A 14,725-nucleotide genomic window follows, 5' to 3' on the forward strand; every position below is an offset into this window, starting at 1 on the left:
GAGCTGTCTGTCTGATGTCGAGTTCCCTGTCTGCGCCGGAAACCCCGTGAGCGTAGCGTGACTGGAGCGTCGCAGTGCGCGAAGGCCGGGGGATCACCCCTGCGCAGATACGTTCCGCTGGGTGGCCGTCGGGGTCCCGGTGATCGCCCTGTGTGACGACCGGGAGACGCCAACTGCGGGAATTGTCAAGGCTGTCGGCGTTCGCCCGGACGGCCGAACACGCTCGGTCAACACCCGCTTCGATCACCGCGGAGGGAGATCATCGCCTGGCGTGTCAACTTCCAGCCGTCGCCGTGTCGTTCGACGAAACCAAGTGCTCGGAGTTCGTACAGCCTCCCGACCGCCTCGTCAGTCGTGGTCCCCGCGCCTCGGGCGACCTCCTCGGCCGCCATCAGGCCGCGGGCCGGCAGTGCCGCCAGCACCCGCCCGGCGCCGGGATCGAGCAGGTCGCGCGGCAGCACGGGCCCTCGCCGGTCGGGAGCCAGGTCCCCTATGTCACCCACCAGCTCCGCGACTTCCGCGGCGTCGGAGACCAGGACCGCGTCCCCGCGCAACAGCTCGTGCACCCCCGCCGACAGCCCGCTGGTGACGGGCCCCGGCACCCCCATGGTGAACCTGCCGAGCCGCGCCGCCGCACGGGCCGTGACCAGCGCGCCGCTGCGATAGGCGGCCTCGACGACCACGGTTCCCCGGGTGAGTGCCGCGATGACCCTGTTCCGGAGGATGAATCTGCTCGGCGTGGGGTGGTCGCCGGGCGGCAACTCTCCGACCACCAGACCCTGTTCGGCGATTCTGCTGATCAACTCGGTGTGCCCGCGCGGATAGGGCCTGTCGACACCGCAGGCCAGCACGGCGACGGTGGCACCGCCCGCCCCGAGGGCACCCCGGTGCACGGCGCCGTCCACGCCGTAGGCGCCGCCCGACACGACCACCCACCCGCGCTCGGCGAGACCCGCGCCCAGCCTCGCCGCCATGTGCGCCCCGTACTCGGTGCAGGCCCGCGCTCCGACGACGGCGACCGAGCGAAGTGCCCATATCCGCAGGCTGGGCCGCCCCCGTACCCAGAGTCCGGTCGGCCGGGCGTCGCCCAGGTCGTCGAGCTGCGCGGGCCACTGCGGCTCACCCGGGCAGATGAACCTCGCGCCGGCGTCGCGCGCCTCCGCCAGATCCCGCTCGGGGCGCATCCGGGCGGCCCTGCCCCGCATCCCCTCCCAGCGCTGCGCGCTCGCGCCGGGCAGCGGCTCCCGTCCCTCCACCAGCCGCCGTACCACCTCCACCGCACCGAACTCCCGCAGCCATCGCCCGCCGAGTTCGTCGCCCGGTTCGAGGACCCGCGTCAGGGCGACACGGGCCAGCCGCTCGTCGTCCGTCATGACGGCGAACCGATCATCATCGGTACCCCGCGTGGGACTCCCGTGCGCAGTTGCAGGGCCAGGGCCACGTCCCCGGCGTCGGGCCGGTCGTGCCCCGAGAGGTCGGCCACGGTCCAGGCGACGCGGAGCACCCGGTCCAGGCCGCGCGCGGTCAGCACGCCTCGCTCCAGTCCGCGCTCAGCCTCGGCCATCGCGCCCGGGAGCGCCTGCCAGCGGCTGCGCAACTCGCGCCCCGGCACCTCACTGTTGGTGTGCCAGTGGGTGCCGGCCAGCCGCGCGGCGGAACGCTCGCGTGCGGCACGCACCCGGTCGGCGACCGTCCGGGTCGACTCGCCCAGGGCACCCACCGCCGTCAGCTCGGACAGGGTGACCGGCTCGACCTCGACCCGCAGGTCGATCCGGTCGATGAGCGGCCCGGACAGCCTCGCCTGATACCGGCGGACGGAGGAGGGCGGGCACTCACAGATGTCGTTCGCCACGCTGAACCGCCCGCAGGGGCAGGGGTTGGCGGCGAGGACCATCAGGAACTTCGCGGGAAACCGCACGACCCCGGCGCTGCGCGCGATCACGACATGCCCCGCCTCCAGGGGCTGCCGCAGGGCATCGAGCACAAAACCGCTGAATTCCGGTGCTTCATCCAGAAAAAGCACACCCCTGTGCGACAGGGACACCGCACCGGGCCTGGCGAGCCCCTTGCCGCCGCCGACGAGGGACTGCATCGTCGCCGAATGGTGGGGGGCGCAGTACGGCGGGATGTCCACCATGGGCTTGCCCGGCGGCAGCAGGCCGGCCACCGAGTGGATCGCGGTGACCTCCAGGGACTCCTGCCGGTTGAGGCGGGGCAGCAGCGACGGCATCCGCTCGGCGAGCATCGTCTTGCCCGCGCCGGGCGGGCCCTGGAGGAAGACGTGGTGACCACCGGCGGCCGCCACCTCCATGGCCGTGCGCGCCGACAACTGGCCGACGACGTCCGCGAGGTCGTGCCCCTGGTCGTGTTCCGGCACCGCCATGCCGCACAGGCCGGTGGCCTCTCCGGTGCCCGGCATACGCAGACCGGCCAGCAGCGGATCGGGCCGCCCCTGCTCGTCCGGATCCTCCTCGGGCACCGGCTCGTCCGTGAGGACGGCGATCAGCTGGCGCAGACTGCGGACCCCGAGCACCGATACCCCCGGCACGAGCGAGGCCTCAGCCGCGGCGCACTCGGGCACCACCACCTGCTCGTACCCGGAATTCGCCGCGGCCAGGACGGCGGGCAGGACTCCGCGCACCGGCCGGACCCGGCCGTCGAGCCCCAGCTCGCCGATCATCACGATGTCGGCGAGCACCCGCGGATCGATCCGTTCGCAGGCGCCCAGTACGGCACACGCGATCGCGAGATCGAACCCCGAACCGCTCTTGGGGACGGAGGCGGGGCTCAGCCCGACTGTCAGCTTCTTCTGCGGCCACGCGGCCCCGGAGTTCACCAGGGCCGCACGGACCCGGTCCTTGCTCTCCGTCAGACTCTTGTCCGGCAGTCCCACCAGGGTGAACGCCGCGACCCCCGGCTCCAGGTCCGCCTGGACCTCCACGACGACGCCCTCGACACCGACCAGCGCCACCGAACACGTACGGGCGAATCCCATCACGCCACCCCCCGCGCATGCTCGACCGCGGGCGCCCCGCGGTCCGGCAGGACGACGCCGACCAGGTCGATGCGGACGCCGCCCGGCGGAGCCCCGCCATGTTCCTGGAGCCAGCGTTCGGCCAGGCGGCGCAGGCGTTGCGCCTTGGCCGGCGTGACGGCCGCCATCGGGTGTTCGAAGGCTCCGTCCCTGCGGGTCTTCACCTCGCAGACGACCAGCGCGTCGCCGTCACGGGCCACGATGTCGATCTCGCCCGCCCTGCCGGAGCGCCAGTTGCGCGCCAGGACCGTCATGCCGGCCTCGGTCAGCCGCCGCGCGGCCAGATCCTCGCCGTACCTGCCCAGCGCTCCGCGCTGTGCGCTGCTTCCCGCACCTCGACGCGCGTTGCCCTTTGCGTTGCGTGTGTTCATGTCGGCACCACCTCCGGCGCCAACATTGCGGCCGTTCCGGCCCGCTGTTGGATCTTGGTGGATGACGTGCCGCCTGTGGAGAACTCCGTCCCTCACACGAGCGGGCGCCCGCTCCGTGAGCGGACGCCCGGCGAACAGCCACCCCGTGTCATCAACCGCCCGGCAGCTCCAGATCGCTCTTGTTCAGCTCCTCGATATTCACGTCCTTGAACGTGAGTACCCTTACCTGCTTCACGAAGCGAGCGGGCCTGTACATGTCCCACACCCAGGCATCCGCCATGGATACCTCGAAAAACACCTCACCCTGAACCGAGTGCACCTGCATCTCGTAGTCGTTGGTGAGGTAGAAGCGCCGTTCGGTCTCGATCACATATTTGAACAGACCGACGACATCGCGGTACTCCCGATAGAGCTTCAGCTCCATCTCGGTCTCGTACTTCTCGAGGTCCTCGGCGCTCATGGCATGTTCCCCTTCAGCCGTGCGTCCCCCCATTGTGCGCCAGCCCCGCGGGCCCCTAGACGATTTCGGTGTCGAGGACCTCGGGCGTGGCCGGGGGACCCTCGTCGAGCACCCTGCGCAGCAGCTCGGCGAGTCTGGTCGGATACACCGTCTCATGTGCCTGGTGAAGTTCCCGGCACGTCCACCAACGTGCTCCGGCGACGCTGCGCCGTTCCAGTTCCGTCAGCCCGGCGGCCACCGTCACCGTCTGGGTCGTACGGGCCAGGTAGTACCACTCGTCCTGGTCCCAGCGGCGCCCGGCGAAGGGGAAGGAGCACCTCCGCCGCCACAGCACCGGGCCCAGTTCGACCTCGGTGATGCCGGTCTCCTCCGTGAGCTCCCGCAGCGCGGCCTGCTCGCGTGTCTCGTCGCCCTCCAGGCCGCCGCCGGGCGTGAACCACCAGTCGTCCGAGGGGTCGTCCGGCTCGTGCCCGTGCAGCAGCAGGATCCGGTCATCGGGGTCGAGCAGCACCACACGGGCGACTCTGCGCAGCCCGCCCGTGTACTCGTCCGGGGCCGCGGTCCCGACGTCGTGCGCAGTCCCGTCGTGCGCAGTCGGTGACACTCCGTGGTACGCAGTCCCGTCGTACGGAGTCCCGTCCTGCGCGGTCCCGTCGTACGGCACCTCAGCGGGCACCCGCGAGCTCCGTCCGGGCCCGGCCGCGCCGGCTCGCGTGCTTGGCGACCGGACCGTACGCCGCGCCGCCGAGGACGAGCACCGCGCCGCCCACCACCGCGCCCACGATCAGGGGCAGCGGTCCCGGCTCGGAGAGGGCGCCCAGGGTCTCGAAGCCGGTCGGCCGCCCGAGCATGCCGTTCATGGGCCAGGCGACGGCGTCGACCCGGGCCCGCACGGCGGTGCGCGGCACCGTTCCGTTGGCGGCGTCCGTCAGGTGGGCCGTGGAGTCGAGGGACCCGGTGCGCTCGTCGCCGAGCAGGAAGAGGTTGCCGTCCGGAACCGTGACGGACGGGATGCCGACGAGCTCGGCCGCCGAGCCCTTGGGGAGATACGGCTCGTCGATCTGCTTGCCGTTGACGGTCAGCTTGCCGTCCGTGCAGCAGGCGACCTCGTCGCCGCCGACGGCGACCACACGCTTGACCATCGGTACGTCGCCCCAGGTGGCCTGCTTGAAGACGACGACGTCGCCCCGCCGGACCTGGTCACCGTCGACGCGCTGCGCCAGCACCCGGTCCCCGGCGTCGATCGTCGGGGTCATTGAGGTGGTGGGCACGGTGTAGGGCCGGTAGACCACCGCTCCCCAGACGAAGCCGCCGAGGAAGAGCACCAGGCCCAGGGCGACAGCGACCCCGGACAGCACCTCTCCGGTCCGGCCGCTCGCCGGGGTGTTGCGTGTGCCGCCGCGCGCGGCCGTACCTGTCGAGCTCTCGCCACCCATGGATCCGCACCCTACCCGGGGGTAGCGGCGGAGGTCAGCCCAAGATTCGGTCTGCACACACCGGCACCACCGAGTCCTCACCGCGCCGCGAGCCGCCCCGGCCCACCGGCCCCGCGCCGCTGGACGCCCCGGCCCACCGACCCGGCCCGTGGGACGCCCGGCACCACCAAGCCCGCGCCCCGCGCCGCGTTACACCCCGGCCCACCAAGCCGGCCCCGGCCCGCCCCACCCCGGCCGGATAGCGCCAGCCCGCACCGCGCCCCGAAAGCGCCGTACGACCGAAGAAGCCGGTACACACCGAAGAAGCCGGTCCGCAGCAAAGAGGCCGGTGCGCCCGGAAGAATCCGCGCGCACCGGCCCCGTGAGGACGCTTCGAGGGGTTATGGAGTTATGGAGTTAGGGGGCTACTCGGACGCCCTGCGCCGACGCCGTACCAGAACCAGCGGGACGGCTCCGACGAGTGCCACGGCACCCGGCGGGGTGACCGCGGCCACCGCCTTGTCGTCGAGGCCCGACTGGTCGAAGGTGTCCGGAACCGGGAGGGTGCCCCAGCGGTTGATGGGCCACGCCTTGACGATGGCGCGCCCGACGACCTCGTCCACCGGGACCATGCCGTGGTTCTTGTCCGTCTGGTTGTACCGCGAGTCCCGGGAGTTCTGGCGGTGGTCGCCCATCACCCAGATGTCGCCGCTGGGAACGGTGACCTTGAACTGGCCGCCCTCCTCGTCGACGCTGCACGGGGTGTTGCCGGGGTACACGTAAGGCTCGTTCAGCGCAATGCCGTTGACCTTCAGCGGTCCGGTGCCCTTGCACTCGATGGTGTCGCCGCCGACTCCGATGACCCGCTTGATGAGGTCCTTCTCCTCGGCGGACGGCATGAGGCCGATCCAACTGAGGACCGTCTGAAGGGCGTTCGGGTTGGCCGCGGGCTCGCCGGCCAGCCAGCTGTCGGGATCGTGGAAGACGACGACCTCGCCGCGCTCCGGCTCGGAACCGAACCACGGGGTCAGCTTGTCGACGAGGACACGGTCACCCTGCTGGAGGGTGTTCTGCATCGAGTCCGAGGGGATCGAGAACGCCTGCACCAGGAACGTCTTGATGAGCAGCGCGAGCACCAGGGCGATGCCGATCAGGATCGGCAGCTCCTTCCAGAAGGAGCGCTGCTTCGGCTTGCCGGGCCGGTCGTCCTGGACCGTGCTCTCCTGCTCCGCGCGGTCGTCCACGGAGCCGCTCTCGGAGTTTTCGGCGTCTACAGCTGGGGCAGCCGAGTCGTCGGGCCGCTCCGGGCGCCCTTCGGGACCTTCGTGTCCGGACCGTGCGCCGACCGCCACATCCCCCACATCCACTCCTCACTCCGTGCCGCAGCCCGCGCCGGATTCGCCGCAGGCCCACCACTCCCATAACGAGCGGGAGTTCCGCAGGGCTCGGGAGCGGGATCAATCCGTCTGGATCCGCAGGGGCCACCCTATGCGACGTGAGCAGAGCGGAGGTCGCCCCTCCAGGCGCGGCGGCCACGGAGCCGTAGGTGCCCGGCTCCTCCAGCCGCGTCCAGTGTCCGACGGGCCAGGCGATGATCATGGCCCGGCCGACGACGGAGTCCTCGGAGACGGTGCCGGCGAACTTGTCGGTGCGGTGGTAGCGGGAGTCGGCGGAGTTGGACCGGTGGTCGCCCATGACAAAGAGACGCCCCGAAGGCACCTTCACCTCGAACGCGAAGTCGGAGGGTTTGTCGCCGGACAGGATGTACGGCTCGCTCAGCGGCGTTCCGTTGACGGTCACCCGGCCCTGCGCGTCACAGCACTTGACCGTGTCCCCGCCGACGCCTACGACGCGCTTGATGAGGTCCTTCTCGTTGTCGGACGGCAGGAGGCCGATGAAGGTGAGACCTTGCTTGACCTGCTTGATCACGATGGGGTCGTCCCCCTTCTTGGTCTCCTCCGCGGTGAGCCAGCCGCCCGGGTCCTTGAACACCACGACGTCACCGCGCTGCGGCTTGGAGCCGAACCAGGGGGTGAATTTGTCGACCAGGACACGGTCACCGATCTGGATCGTGTTCTCCATGGAGCCCGAAGGGATCACGAAGGCCTGGACGAGGAAGGTCTTCAGGACCAGGGCTATCAGGACGGCGACCCCGACGAGGAGCGGTATCTCCTTGACCGACGAACGCCGCCTGCGCCGCTTGATCTTGCGGGCCAGCTTGCGCCGCTCGACGCGGCTGGGGCGGGCCGCGCCGCCGGACGCGCGCCGCGACCCGGTGGGCAGCAGGTTGTCGGCGGGATGGCTGGAAACTCCGCGCGGTCTGCCGCGGTTACCCATGGGCACCGTCCGCGGCGGGCACGCGCGCGTAGGCGGTGGGGCGCGTCAGCCGGGTCCAGTGGCCGGCGGGCCAGGCGATCCAGTCCGCTCTGCCGATCACGTCGCCGACCGGGACCATGCCGCCTCCGGGAGAGCCCAGATGGTCACGGGAATCGCTGGAGTCGCCGCGGTGGTCGCCGAGGAGGAAGAGGGTGCCGTCAGGCACGACGACGTCGAAAGCCACGTCGGACGGGCTGTCCCCCGGGTACAGAAACGTCGACTCGTCGACCGGCCGGCCGTTCACGTCGAGCCTCCCCTCCTTGTCGCAGCAGACCACGTGGTCTCCCCCCACACCGACAACGCGCTTGATGTAGTCAGCGTTTCCGAAGTACCCGGTTCCGTCGAAGACAACGACGTCACCCCGCTGCGGCTCAGCACCGAAACGGTACGCCAACTTATTTACGAGAACGCGGTCCCCGATCCTCAATCCGGGCTGCATCGAGCCGCTGGGAATCTGGAAGGGCTGCATCACGAAGGTGCTGACAAGGAGCAGAAAGACCAGGCAGACCAGCGCGGTGAGGGTGATCCGCCCGCCCGGAAGCCAGTCGGCGGCACGGGCCGCCAAAGCGAAACGCGACCGTCCCTCCCGTCCCCCTGTGTCCGAGGTCTCCTCGGACTCGGAGGGGCGGGAGGAGCGATCGCGCTCCGTGTGCTGTGCTTCGGTGTTCATCGGAGCCAGATGTTATCCGGCCCCCGCACGACACCTTCTTACCGACTTCTCACCGGCTCGTCCGTCCGCGGCGCACCGCGGTCGCGCGAGCTCAGTTGTCGCGCTTCTCCTTGATCTTCGCGGCCTTGCCGCGCAGGTCGCGCAGGTAGTAGAGCTTGGCGCGACGCACGTCACCGCGGGTGACGAGCTCGACCTTCTCGACGATCGGGGTGTGCACCGGGAACGTGCGCTCGACGCCCACGGAGAAGGAGACCTTGCGGACCGTGAAGGTCTCGCGGACACCCGAGCCCTGGCGGCGGATGACTACGCCCTTGAACTGCTGCACACGGGAGCGGTTGCCCTCGATGACGCGGACGTGGACGTTGACGGTGTCACCCGGGCGGAAGGCCGGGACGTCGCTGCGCAGCGACGCGTTGTCGACGGAGTCGAGCAGGTGGGTCATTTCGTCTGCTTTCTTCGCTGATGCCACAGGTCATCACCGGAAGTCGTTTTCCAAAGAAGGTGCTGTCCCCGTCGGGGCGGGCGTCGTGTCCCCCTGTGGCAGGGGCGCACGCCGGACGACGCACAACAGCCCCCTATTGTTCCACGGCCTCCGGCCTGCGCCAAAATCGGCCGTCGGGACCGGGCGCCCAGCCCAGGATCGAGAGCATCTCGCGGTCCTTCTTGTCGAAGGCCGAGGGGTCGCAGCGCTCGATCAGGTCGGGGCGGTTCTCCGTCGTACGCCGCAGCGCCTCGTCCCGGCGCCAGCGGGCGACCTTCCCGTGGTGACCACTGAGCAGCACGTCGGGGATCCCGCGGCCGCGCCACTCGGGGGGCTTGGTGTAGACGGGCCCCTCCAGGAGGTTGGCCATGGCCCCGGGGGCGAAGGAGTCGTCCCGGTGCGACTCGGCGTTGCCGAGGACACCCGGCAGCAGGCGCGCCACGGCCTCGGTGACGACGAGTACGGCGGCCTCGCCGCCGGCCAGTACGTAGTCCCCGATCGACACCTCGTGAACAGGCATCCGGGTCGCGTACTCGTCGATGACCCGCCGGTCGATGCCCTCGTAACGGGCGGGGGTGAAGACCAGCCAGGGGCGCTCGGAGAGCTCGACGGCGAGCTCCTGGGTGAAGGGGCGTCCGCTGGGCGTGGGTACGACGAGTACGGGTCCGTGGGAGCCGCTCTCGTAGCCGTCCGCGAGCGCGGAGTCCAGGGCGTCGCCCCACGGGTCGGTCTTCATGACCATGCCGGGGCCGCCGCCGTAGGGGGTGTCGTCGACCGTGTTGTGGCGGTCGTACGCCCACTCCCGGAGATCATGCACGTGCACGTTCAGCTGTCCACGCGCGCGTGCCTTGCCGACTAGCGAGACGTTCAGAGGTTCCAGGTACTCGGGGAAGATCGTGACGACGTCGAGCCTCATACGTCCTCGTCCTCGTCCCCATCCACGCCCTCGGCCCCATCCACGTCCCTCGACGAGGCGATCTCGGCGCGGTCGTCGATGAGCCCCGGCGGCGGATCGATGACGGCCCGCTGCTCGTCCAGGTCGATCTCAGTGACGATCTCCTCGACGAACGGGATCAGCACCTCGGTCCCGTCCGGCCGCTCGACCACGAAGAGGTCCTGGGACGGCAGGTGCGAGATCTCGGTGATCCGCCCGACCTCGGTGCCGTCGACCATGACGACGTCCAGGTCCATCAGCTGGTGGTCGTAGTACTCGTCCGGGTCCTCGGGCCTGTCGTCCGGGTCGATCTCGGCGATGAGCAGGGTGTTGCGGAGCGCCTCGGCGGCGGTCCGGTCGCGGACGCCCTCGAAGCGCAGCAGGAGACGGCCGCTGTGGACGCGGCCCGTCTCGACGGTCAGCGGCCCGGTGGTGGCCGGGTCGGTGAGCAGGACGGCGCCGGGCCCGAGCCTGAGTTCCGGCTCGTCGGTACGTACCTCCACCGTGACCTCGCCCTTGATGCCATGGGCGCGGCCGACGCGAGCGACTACCAGCTGCACTGTGCTTGATCTCCTGTCGGTACGACTACGGGCCGGGGACGGCCCAGTAGGCCCTCCCCGGCCCGAGCCGGTGCTGCTTGTACGTCAGCGGACGTGATCCACGTCGACGAGGTCGACGCGGACGCCACGGCCGCCGATGGCACCCACGACGGTACGCAGGGCACGCGCGGTGCGGCCGTTGCGGCCGATCACCTTACCGAGGTCGTCGGGGTGTACCCGGACCTCGAGAACGCGCCCACGGCGCAGGTCGCGCGAGGCGACCTGCACGTCGTCGGGGTTGTCGACGATGCCCTTCACGAGGTGCTCGAGAGCCTCCTCGAGCATGCTCAGGCCTCGGTCGACTCGGACTCGGCCGGAGCCTCGTCCTTCTTCTCAGCCTTCTTCTTCTGGGTGATGGCCTCACCCTTGCCCGTGTCCTCGCCACCGAGGGCGTCGAACAGCGGGCGCGCGGCCTTCGGCTCGGCCACGAGCAGCGGAGCCGGGGCCGGCAGGCCCTTGAACTTCTGCCAGTCGCCGGTCAGCTTGAGGATGGCGAGAACGGGCTCGGTCGGCTGTGCGCCGACACCCAGCCAGTACTGCGCACGCTCGGTGTCGACCTCGATGCGCGAGGGGTTCTGCACCGGGTGGTACAGGCCGATCTCCTCGATGGCCCGGCCGTCACGGCGGGTACGGGAGTCGGCGACGACGATGCGGTAGTGAGGCGAACGGATCTTGCCCAGACGCTTCAGCTTGATCTTGACTGCCACGGAAGTGGTGTCTCCTGGTCTTGACGTGGTTGGGCACGGCGAGATTGCCGCGTGGGGTTGCGGTACCCGAGTGCCCGATGGACGCGTCAGCCGGAGGAGAGAGGGGTCCTATGCGACTGTCGAGTACAGCCAGCCATTCTGCCACACCCTGACGTGCGGCCGGACCTCGGTGACCGGCTTACCTGGCTCGACGGCTCGCGGCGCCCGTACGAGCCGGGCCCCGACCGTGTTTTCCGGCATCCACGAGATGCCGACGCTCACCGCCGAGGCCCACTCGGGCCGACCGGGTCCCCGCGACCCGGTACCTACGAGATGCCGGTTCAGCCCGCCGCCGCGCCGACCACCTCGGGAATCCTGAACGGTTTGCCGCACCCCCCGCACACGATCGGCGCCTGGGCGAGCACCGAAGGAACGACCCGTACGTTGCGGCCGCAGTCGCACACCGCCTTCACGCGCACGCCCCCTCCGGAGGAACCGTGCCTTGCGGCCGGCCCCCGGAAACTGCGCGCGGTGTCCGCGGCGGTCGCGACGGTATGGGCCTTGAGGGAACGCTGCAACCGCTCGATGGTCGGGCGATAGCGGCGCTTCGCCTCGGGGTTGAGCGTGACCAGCGAGAAGCCGCTGCTGGGATGCGGCTCCTCGGGATGGTCCAGGCCCAACTCCTCGGCGATCGCGAGGAATCTGCGGTTGTGGTAGCGGCCGGCGCGCGAGGTGTCGCGGACTCCGCGCGCGGCTGCGATGCCATGGACTGCCTCATGAAGCAGTCGCTCGAAGGAGAGTTCGTGCCCGCAGGCGGACGACGACTCTCCGATCAGGGACTCTGGCGCGGCTAGATCTGGCAGCTCGGTGTGGTGCCGCTGAATATCGGCCCACGCCTCTGCCAGCTCTGCGGCGAGAACAGGTGGTGTCGTGCTCACGTAATGACAACGAGCCTCAGTGCCCCAGTGTTCCTATTCCGGGGCATCCCAAATAATTTGCACGTACCCGTCAGTTGCCGCTGATGCGTCCGGACGAGGGCGGGTGCGCTGATCTGCGGAGAAGCCTCACAGTTCATGCCTAGCCGGTACGTAGACACCCGTACGCCCCTGCGCGTAGACGAGATCCGCGCCTGGGGTCAGCTGTGGTCATCAGATGCGCAAGAGACGTTTCGGCCGCCCTTGGGGCGAACCTAGTACGCGCGGCCCACGACAGCGACGTTACCGGGTGAATCGTCGGAGTCGGGCACCGACCCGTCCGTGGCGATCAGACACCGTACGGTCACCGCGTGCTCGGCCAGCCTGGCCTCGCCCTCTTCGCCGAGGTCGGCCCACGGAATGCGCGCCCAGCCGCCGGCCACGGCCGCCTCCACGGCCTCCTCGACCGTCGACACGTCCGCCGTCCTGGACTCACGCCGCGCACGCGACTGCGCGAGGAGCAGCGCCTGGTCCTCCTCCAGGACGGTGGGAAGCAGGGCCGCGAGGCTGTCGATCGCGACCGGCTCCTTGCCGCCGGGGATACGACGGGCCAGCATCGCGGTGCCGTTCTCCAGGTCACGGGGGCCGACCTCGATACGGACGGGCACGCCCTTGAGTTCCCAGTCGACGGCGCGCCGCCCGAAGGGGGTGTCCGTGCGGTCGTCGACCAGCACCCGTACGCCCGCCGCCTTCAACCGGTCGCCGATCTCGCGGACCTTGGCCAGAACCGCCTCGTCGCCCTTGATCGCGAGGACGACGGCCTGTACGGAGGCCAGCCGGGGCGGCACCCGCAGTCCGTCGTCGTCGCCGTGCGACATGATCAGGCCACCGAGCATCCGGGTCGAGGACCCCCAGGAGGTCTGCCAGACGAGCTCCTGCTTCCCGTCCTTGGACAGGTACCGGGTGTGGAAGGCCTTCGCGAAGTTCTGTCCGAGTTCGTGGCTGGTGCCCATCTGCAGGGCCTTGCCGTCGCCCATCATCGCCTCGAGCGTGAGGGTGTTGACGGCGCCGGCGAACCGCTCGCTCGCCGTCTTGCGGCCGAGTACGACGTCGATCCCGAGTACCTCGACCATGAAGTCGGCGTACACCTTCTCGTGGATGTGCGCGGCGTAGTCCCTGGCGTCCTCGTACGTGGCGTGGGCGGTGTGCCCCTCCTGCCACAGGAACTCCGTCGTGCGCAGGAACACCCGCGGGCGCATCTCCCAACGGACCACGTTCGCCCACTGGTTGATCAACAGCGGCAGGTCGCGGTAGCTCTGCACCCACTTGGAGAAGTAGTCGTTGACGATCGTCTCCGAGGTGGGGCGGACGACGATCGGCTCCTCCAGCTCCTTGCCGCCGCCGTGCGTGACGACCGCGAGCTCCGGAGCGAAACCCTCGACGTGCTCGGCCTCCCTCGTCAGGTACGACTGCGGGATGAAGAGCGGGAAGTAGGCGTTCTGGGCGCCCGCTTCCTTGATCCGGGCGTCCATCTCCTGCTGCATCCGCTCCCACAGGCCGTACCCGTAGGGGCGGATGACCATGGTTCCGCGCACCGGACCGTTGTCGGCCAACTCGGCCTTGTTGATCAGATCCTGGTACCAGCGCGGGAAATCGTCCGCCCGGGGCGTGAGAACAGGTGCCTTGGCCATGGCGCGATGGTACGGGCACACGTTGCCGGGATGTGAATTCTTACCGAGCGCACACCTCGCGCACAAACCGGGCGCCGTAACCCCTGGACGACACGTCGGGCGCGGAGTTACCTGGCATACGGGGGAAGTGCGACGCACTGCTACGGCAGCCAGGGGGACGGGGACAGGGCAACTCTCGGCGGATTGGGGCGCTTTCGATGACACCTACGCTCGTGCGGCAGCACCTACCTCACGCGGGGGCCGTACCCCGGGTGGACCCGTGTGCACGCGCGCGTGACTGGTCCGAGATCCAGGAGCGGATGCTGGTCCCGCTCCACGAGGCCGTCTACGAGCGACTCGACGTGGGCGCCGGAACCCGGCTGCTGGGTCTGCGCTGCGGCTCCGGGCTCGCCCTCCTGACGGCGGCCTCCCGGGGCGCCGCGGTCACCGGGGTCGACTCCAGGTCGCCCGAACGAGTGGCCCTCGCGCGGGAGCGGTTACTGCCCAGGACGTGGGGCACGCGCGCGCGTGCCGACACCCGTCTCGTCGAGGGCACCCCCGGGGACGTGGCCGACCCGGCGGCGCCCGGGTTCAACCTCGTGACCGCGTTCGAGCCCATCGGGGGTCTGGCCGGCGACTCCGAAGGGCTCGCCGAACTCGTGGACTCCGCGGCACCGCTCGCCGAGCCGGGGACGCCCGTGGTGCTCGCCGGCTGGGGCCCGCCGGAGCGCTGCGCCACCTCGTCCGTGCTGCGGGTCGCCACCAGGCTGGCCGACCCCTTGCGCGGGGCGGGCGGTTGGCGGCCCGCCCGCCGTGACGACCTGGAGGAGGTCGCCCAGCGCGCCGGACTCAGGCCCGACGGGTCGGGCCGGGTCGCCTGCCCCTTCGGATACGCCGACGCGGACAGCGCGGTGCGGGGGCTGCTGTCGACCGGACACTTCGACGCGGCGGTCGGCGCCACGGACGCGGCCCAGGTCGACAAGGAGCTGCGGGAGGCGCTGCATCCGCATCAGCGGGCCGACGGGACGGTGTGGATGCCGAACGTCTTCCGGTACCTGATCGCCCGTACGGTCTGATGACCGGCGGCCTGAAGTCCCTCAAGCACCGGCTCTTCC

Annotated in this window: 16 protein-coding genes and 1 pseudogene; 1 reads left to right on the top strand and 16 read right to left on the bottom strand. The window is 70.4% G+C overall.

The features are described from left to right. Positions 1-227 precede the first annotated feature (227 nt). From dprA to proS, 16 genes and pseudogenes are all read right to left on the bottom strand, one after another. The gene (gene dprA / locus ACIP79_RS25205; protein WP_401226842.1) at positions 228-1,373 is read right to left on the bottom strand and encodes a DNA-processing protein DprA; all 1,146 of its coding nucleotides are present in this window, start codon (positions 1,371-1,373) and stop codon (positions 228-230) included. Continuing rightward, positions 1,370-2,995 carry a YifB family Mg chelatase-like AAA ATPase gene (locus tag ACIP79_RS25210; RefSeq protein ID WP_401226843.1) on the bottom strand — a complete coding sequence of 542 codons (1,626 nt, stop codon included), beginning with the start codon at positions 2,993-2,995 and terminating at the stop codon, positions 1,370-1,372. The genes dprA and ACIP79_RS25210 overlap by 4 nt, the downstream gene beginning before the upstream one ends. After that, a complete protein-coding gene (locus ACIP79_RS25215; protein WP_401226844.1) occupies positions 2,995-3,405 on the bottom strand; it encodes a YraN family protein in 411 nt (136 codons plus the stop codon). Before ACIP79_RS25215 ends, ACIP79_RS25210 begins: the two co-directional genes overlap by 1 nt. 151 nt (positions 3,406-3,556) lie before the next feature. Then, positions 3,557-3,865: a DUF2469 domain-containing protein gene (locus ACIP79_RS25220; RefSeq protein WP_003965949.1), complete on the bottom strand. Its 309-nt coding sequence runs from the start codon at positions 3,863-3,865 to the stop codon at positions 3,557-3,559. 55 nt (positions 3,866-3,920) lie between these two features. Continuing rightward, complete coding sequence (locus ACIP79_RS25225; RefSeq protein ID WP_383681724.1) at positions 3,921-4,397, bottom strand: NUDIX hydrolase; 477 nt, start codon at positions 4,395-4,397, stop codon at positions 3,921-3,923. Positions 4,398-4,530: 133 nt separating this feature from the next. Then, the gene (lepB, locus tag ACIP79_RS25230) at positions 4,531-5,301 is read right to left on the bottom strand and encodes a signal peptidase I (RefSeq protein WP_401226845.1); all 771 of its coding nucleotides are present in this window, start codon (positions 5,299-5,301) and stop codon (positions 4,531-4,533) included. Between the two features lie 404 nt (positions 5,302-5,705). Continuing rightward, positions 5,706-6,641: a signal peptidase I gene (gene lepB / locus ACIP79_RS25235; protein ID WP_401226847.1), complete on the bottom strand. Its 936-nt coding sequence runs from the start codon at positions 6,639-6,641 to the stop codon at positions 5,706-5,708. After that, positions 6,532-7,617, bottom strand: a pseudogene (gene lepB / locus ACIP79_RS25240) (signal peptidase I); the annotation flags it as partial. The pseudogene lepB (ACIP79_RS25240) and the gene lepB (ACIP79_RS25235), both read right to left, overlap by 110 nt. Beyond that, on the bottom strand, positions 7,610-8,326 hold the full coding sequence (gene lepB, locus ACIP79_RS25245; RefSeq protein WP_401226848.1) for a signal peptidase I: 717 nt from the start codon (positions 8,324-8,326) through the stop codon (positions 7,610-7,612). The pseudogene lepB (ACIP79_RS25240) and the gene lepB (ACIP79_RS25245), both read right to left, overlap by 8 nt. Positions 8,327-8,417: 91 nt before the next feature. Then, entirely contained in the window at positions 8,418-8,768 is a 351-nt protein-coding gene (gene rplS / locus ACIP79_RS25250; RefSeq protein ID WP_401226849.1) for a 50S ribosomal protein L19, read from the bottom strand. 133 nt (positions 8,769-8,901) lie between these two features. After that, positions 8,902-9,723, bottom strand: a complete 822-nt coding sequence (gene trmD, locus ACIP79_RS25255) for a tRNA (guanosine(37)-N1)-methyltransferase TrmD (protein ID WP_383681672.1) — start codon at positions 9,721-9,723, stop codon at positions 8,902-8,904. After that, complete coding sequence (gene rimM, locus ACIP79_RS25260; RefSeq protein ID WP_401226851.1) at positions 9,720-10,301, bottom strand: ribosome maturation factor RimM; 582 nt, start codon at positions 10,299-10,301, stop codon at positions 9,720-9,722. Before rimM ends, trmD begins: the two co-directional genes overlap by 4 nt. Positions 10,302-10,385: 84 nt before the next feature. Then, the gene (locus ACIP79_RS25265) at positions 10,386-10,625 is read right to left on the bottom strand and encodes an RNA-binding protein (RefSeq protein WP_005479813.1); all 240 of its coding nucleotides are present in this window, start codon (positions 10,623-10,625) and stop codon (positions 10,386-10,388) included. 2 nt (positions 10,626-10,627) lie between these two features. Further along, the gene (rpsP, locus tag ACIP79_RS25270; protein ID WP_383681669.1) at positions 10,628-11,047 is read right to left on the bottom strand and encodes a 30S ribosomal protein S16; all 420 of its coding nucleotides are present in this window, start codon (positions 11,045-11,047) and stop codon (positions 10,628-10,630) included. 320 nt (positions 11,048-11,367) lie between these two features. Next, positions 11,368-11,964: a hypothetical protein gene (locus ACIP79_RS25275; RefSeq protein WP_383681667.1), complete on the bottom strand. Its 597-nt coding sequence runs from the start codon at positions 11,962-11,964 to the stop codon at positions 11,368-11,370. Between the two features lie 251 nt (positions 11,965-12,215). After that, positions 12,216-13,631, bottom strand: a complete 1,416-nt coding sequence (gene proS, locus ACIP79_RS25280) for a proline--tRNA ligase (RefSeq protein WP_401226853.1) — start codon at positions 13,629-13,631, stop codon at positions 12,216-12,218. A 197-nt stretch (positions 13,632-13,828) separates the two neighbouring features. Between proS and ACIP79_RS25285 the strand changes: the two genes are divergently transcribed. After that, complete coding sequence (locus tag ACIP79_RS25285) at positions 13,829-14,686, top strand: SAM-dependent methyltransferase (RefSeq protein ID WP_401226854.1); 858 nt, start codon at positions 13,829-13,831, stop codon at positions 14,684-14,686. The last annotated feature ends 39 nt before the right edge of the window (positions 14,687-14,725 follow it).

Source organism: Streptomyces sp. NPDC088747, from assembly GCF_044751025.1.
In the GTDB taxonomy this organism is placed as follows: domain Bacteria; phylum Actinomycetota; class Actinomycetes; order Streptomycetales; family Streptomycetaceae; genus Streptomyces.

Coding starts and splice junctions, on each gene's coding strand:
- dprA (WP_401226842.1), bottom strand. CDS start 1,373: ATGACGGACGACGAGCGGCTGGCCCGTGTCGCCCTGACGCGGGTCCTC.
- ACIP79_RS25210 (WP_401226843.1), bottom strand. CDS start 2,995: ATGGGATTCGCCCGTACGTGTTCGGTGGCGCTGGTCGGTGTCGAGGGC.
- ACIP79_RS25215 (WP_401226844.1), bottom strand. CDS start 3,405: ATGAACACACGCAACGCAAAGGGCAACGCGCGTCGAGGTGCGGGAAGC.
- ACIP79_RS25220 (WP_003965949.1), bottom strand. CDS start 3,865: ATGAGCGCCGAGGACCTCGAGAAGTACGAGACCGAGATGGAGCTGAAG.
- lepB (WP_401226845.1), bottom strand. CDS start 5,301: ATGGGTGGCGAGAGCTCGACAGGTACGGCCGCGCGCGGCGGCACACGC.
- lepB (WP_401226848.1), bottom strand. CDS start 8,326: ATGAACACCGAAGCACAGCACACGGAGCGCGATCGCTCCTCCCGCCCC.
- rplS (WP_401226849.1), bottom strand. CDS start 8,768: ATGACCCACCTGCTCGACTCCGTCGACAACGCGTCGCTGCGCAGCGAC.
- trmD (WP_383681672.1), bottom strand. CDS start 9,723: ATGAGGCTCGACGTCGTCACGATCTTCCCCGAGTACCTGGAACCTCTG.
- ACIP79_RS25265 (WP_005479813.1), bottom strand. CDS start 10,625: ATGCTCGAGGAGGCTCTCGAGCACCTCGTGAAGGGCATCGTCGACAAC.
- proS (WP_401226853.1), bottom strand. CDS start 13,631: ATGGCCAAGGCACCTGTTCTCACGCCCCGGGCGGACGATTTCCCGCGC.
- ACIP79_RS25285 (WP_401226854.1), top strand. CDS start 13,829: ATGACACCTACGCTCGTGCGGCAGCACCTACCTCACGCGGGGGCCGTA.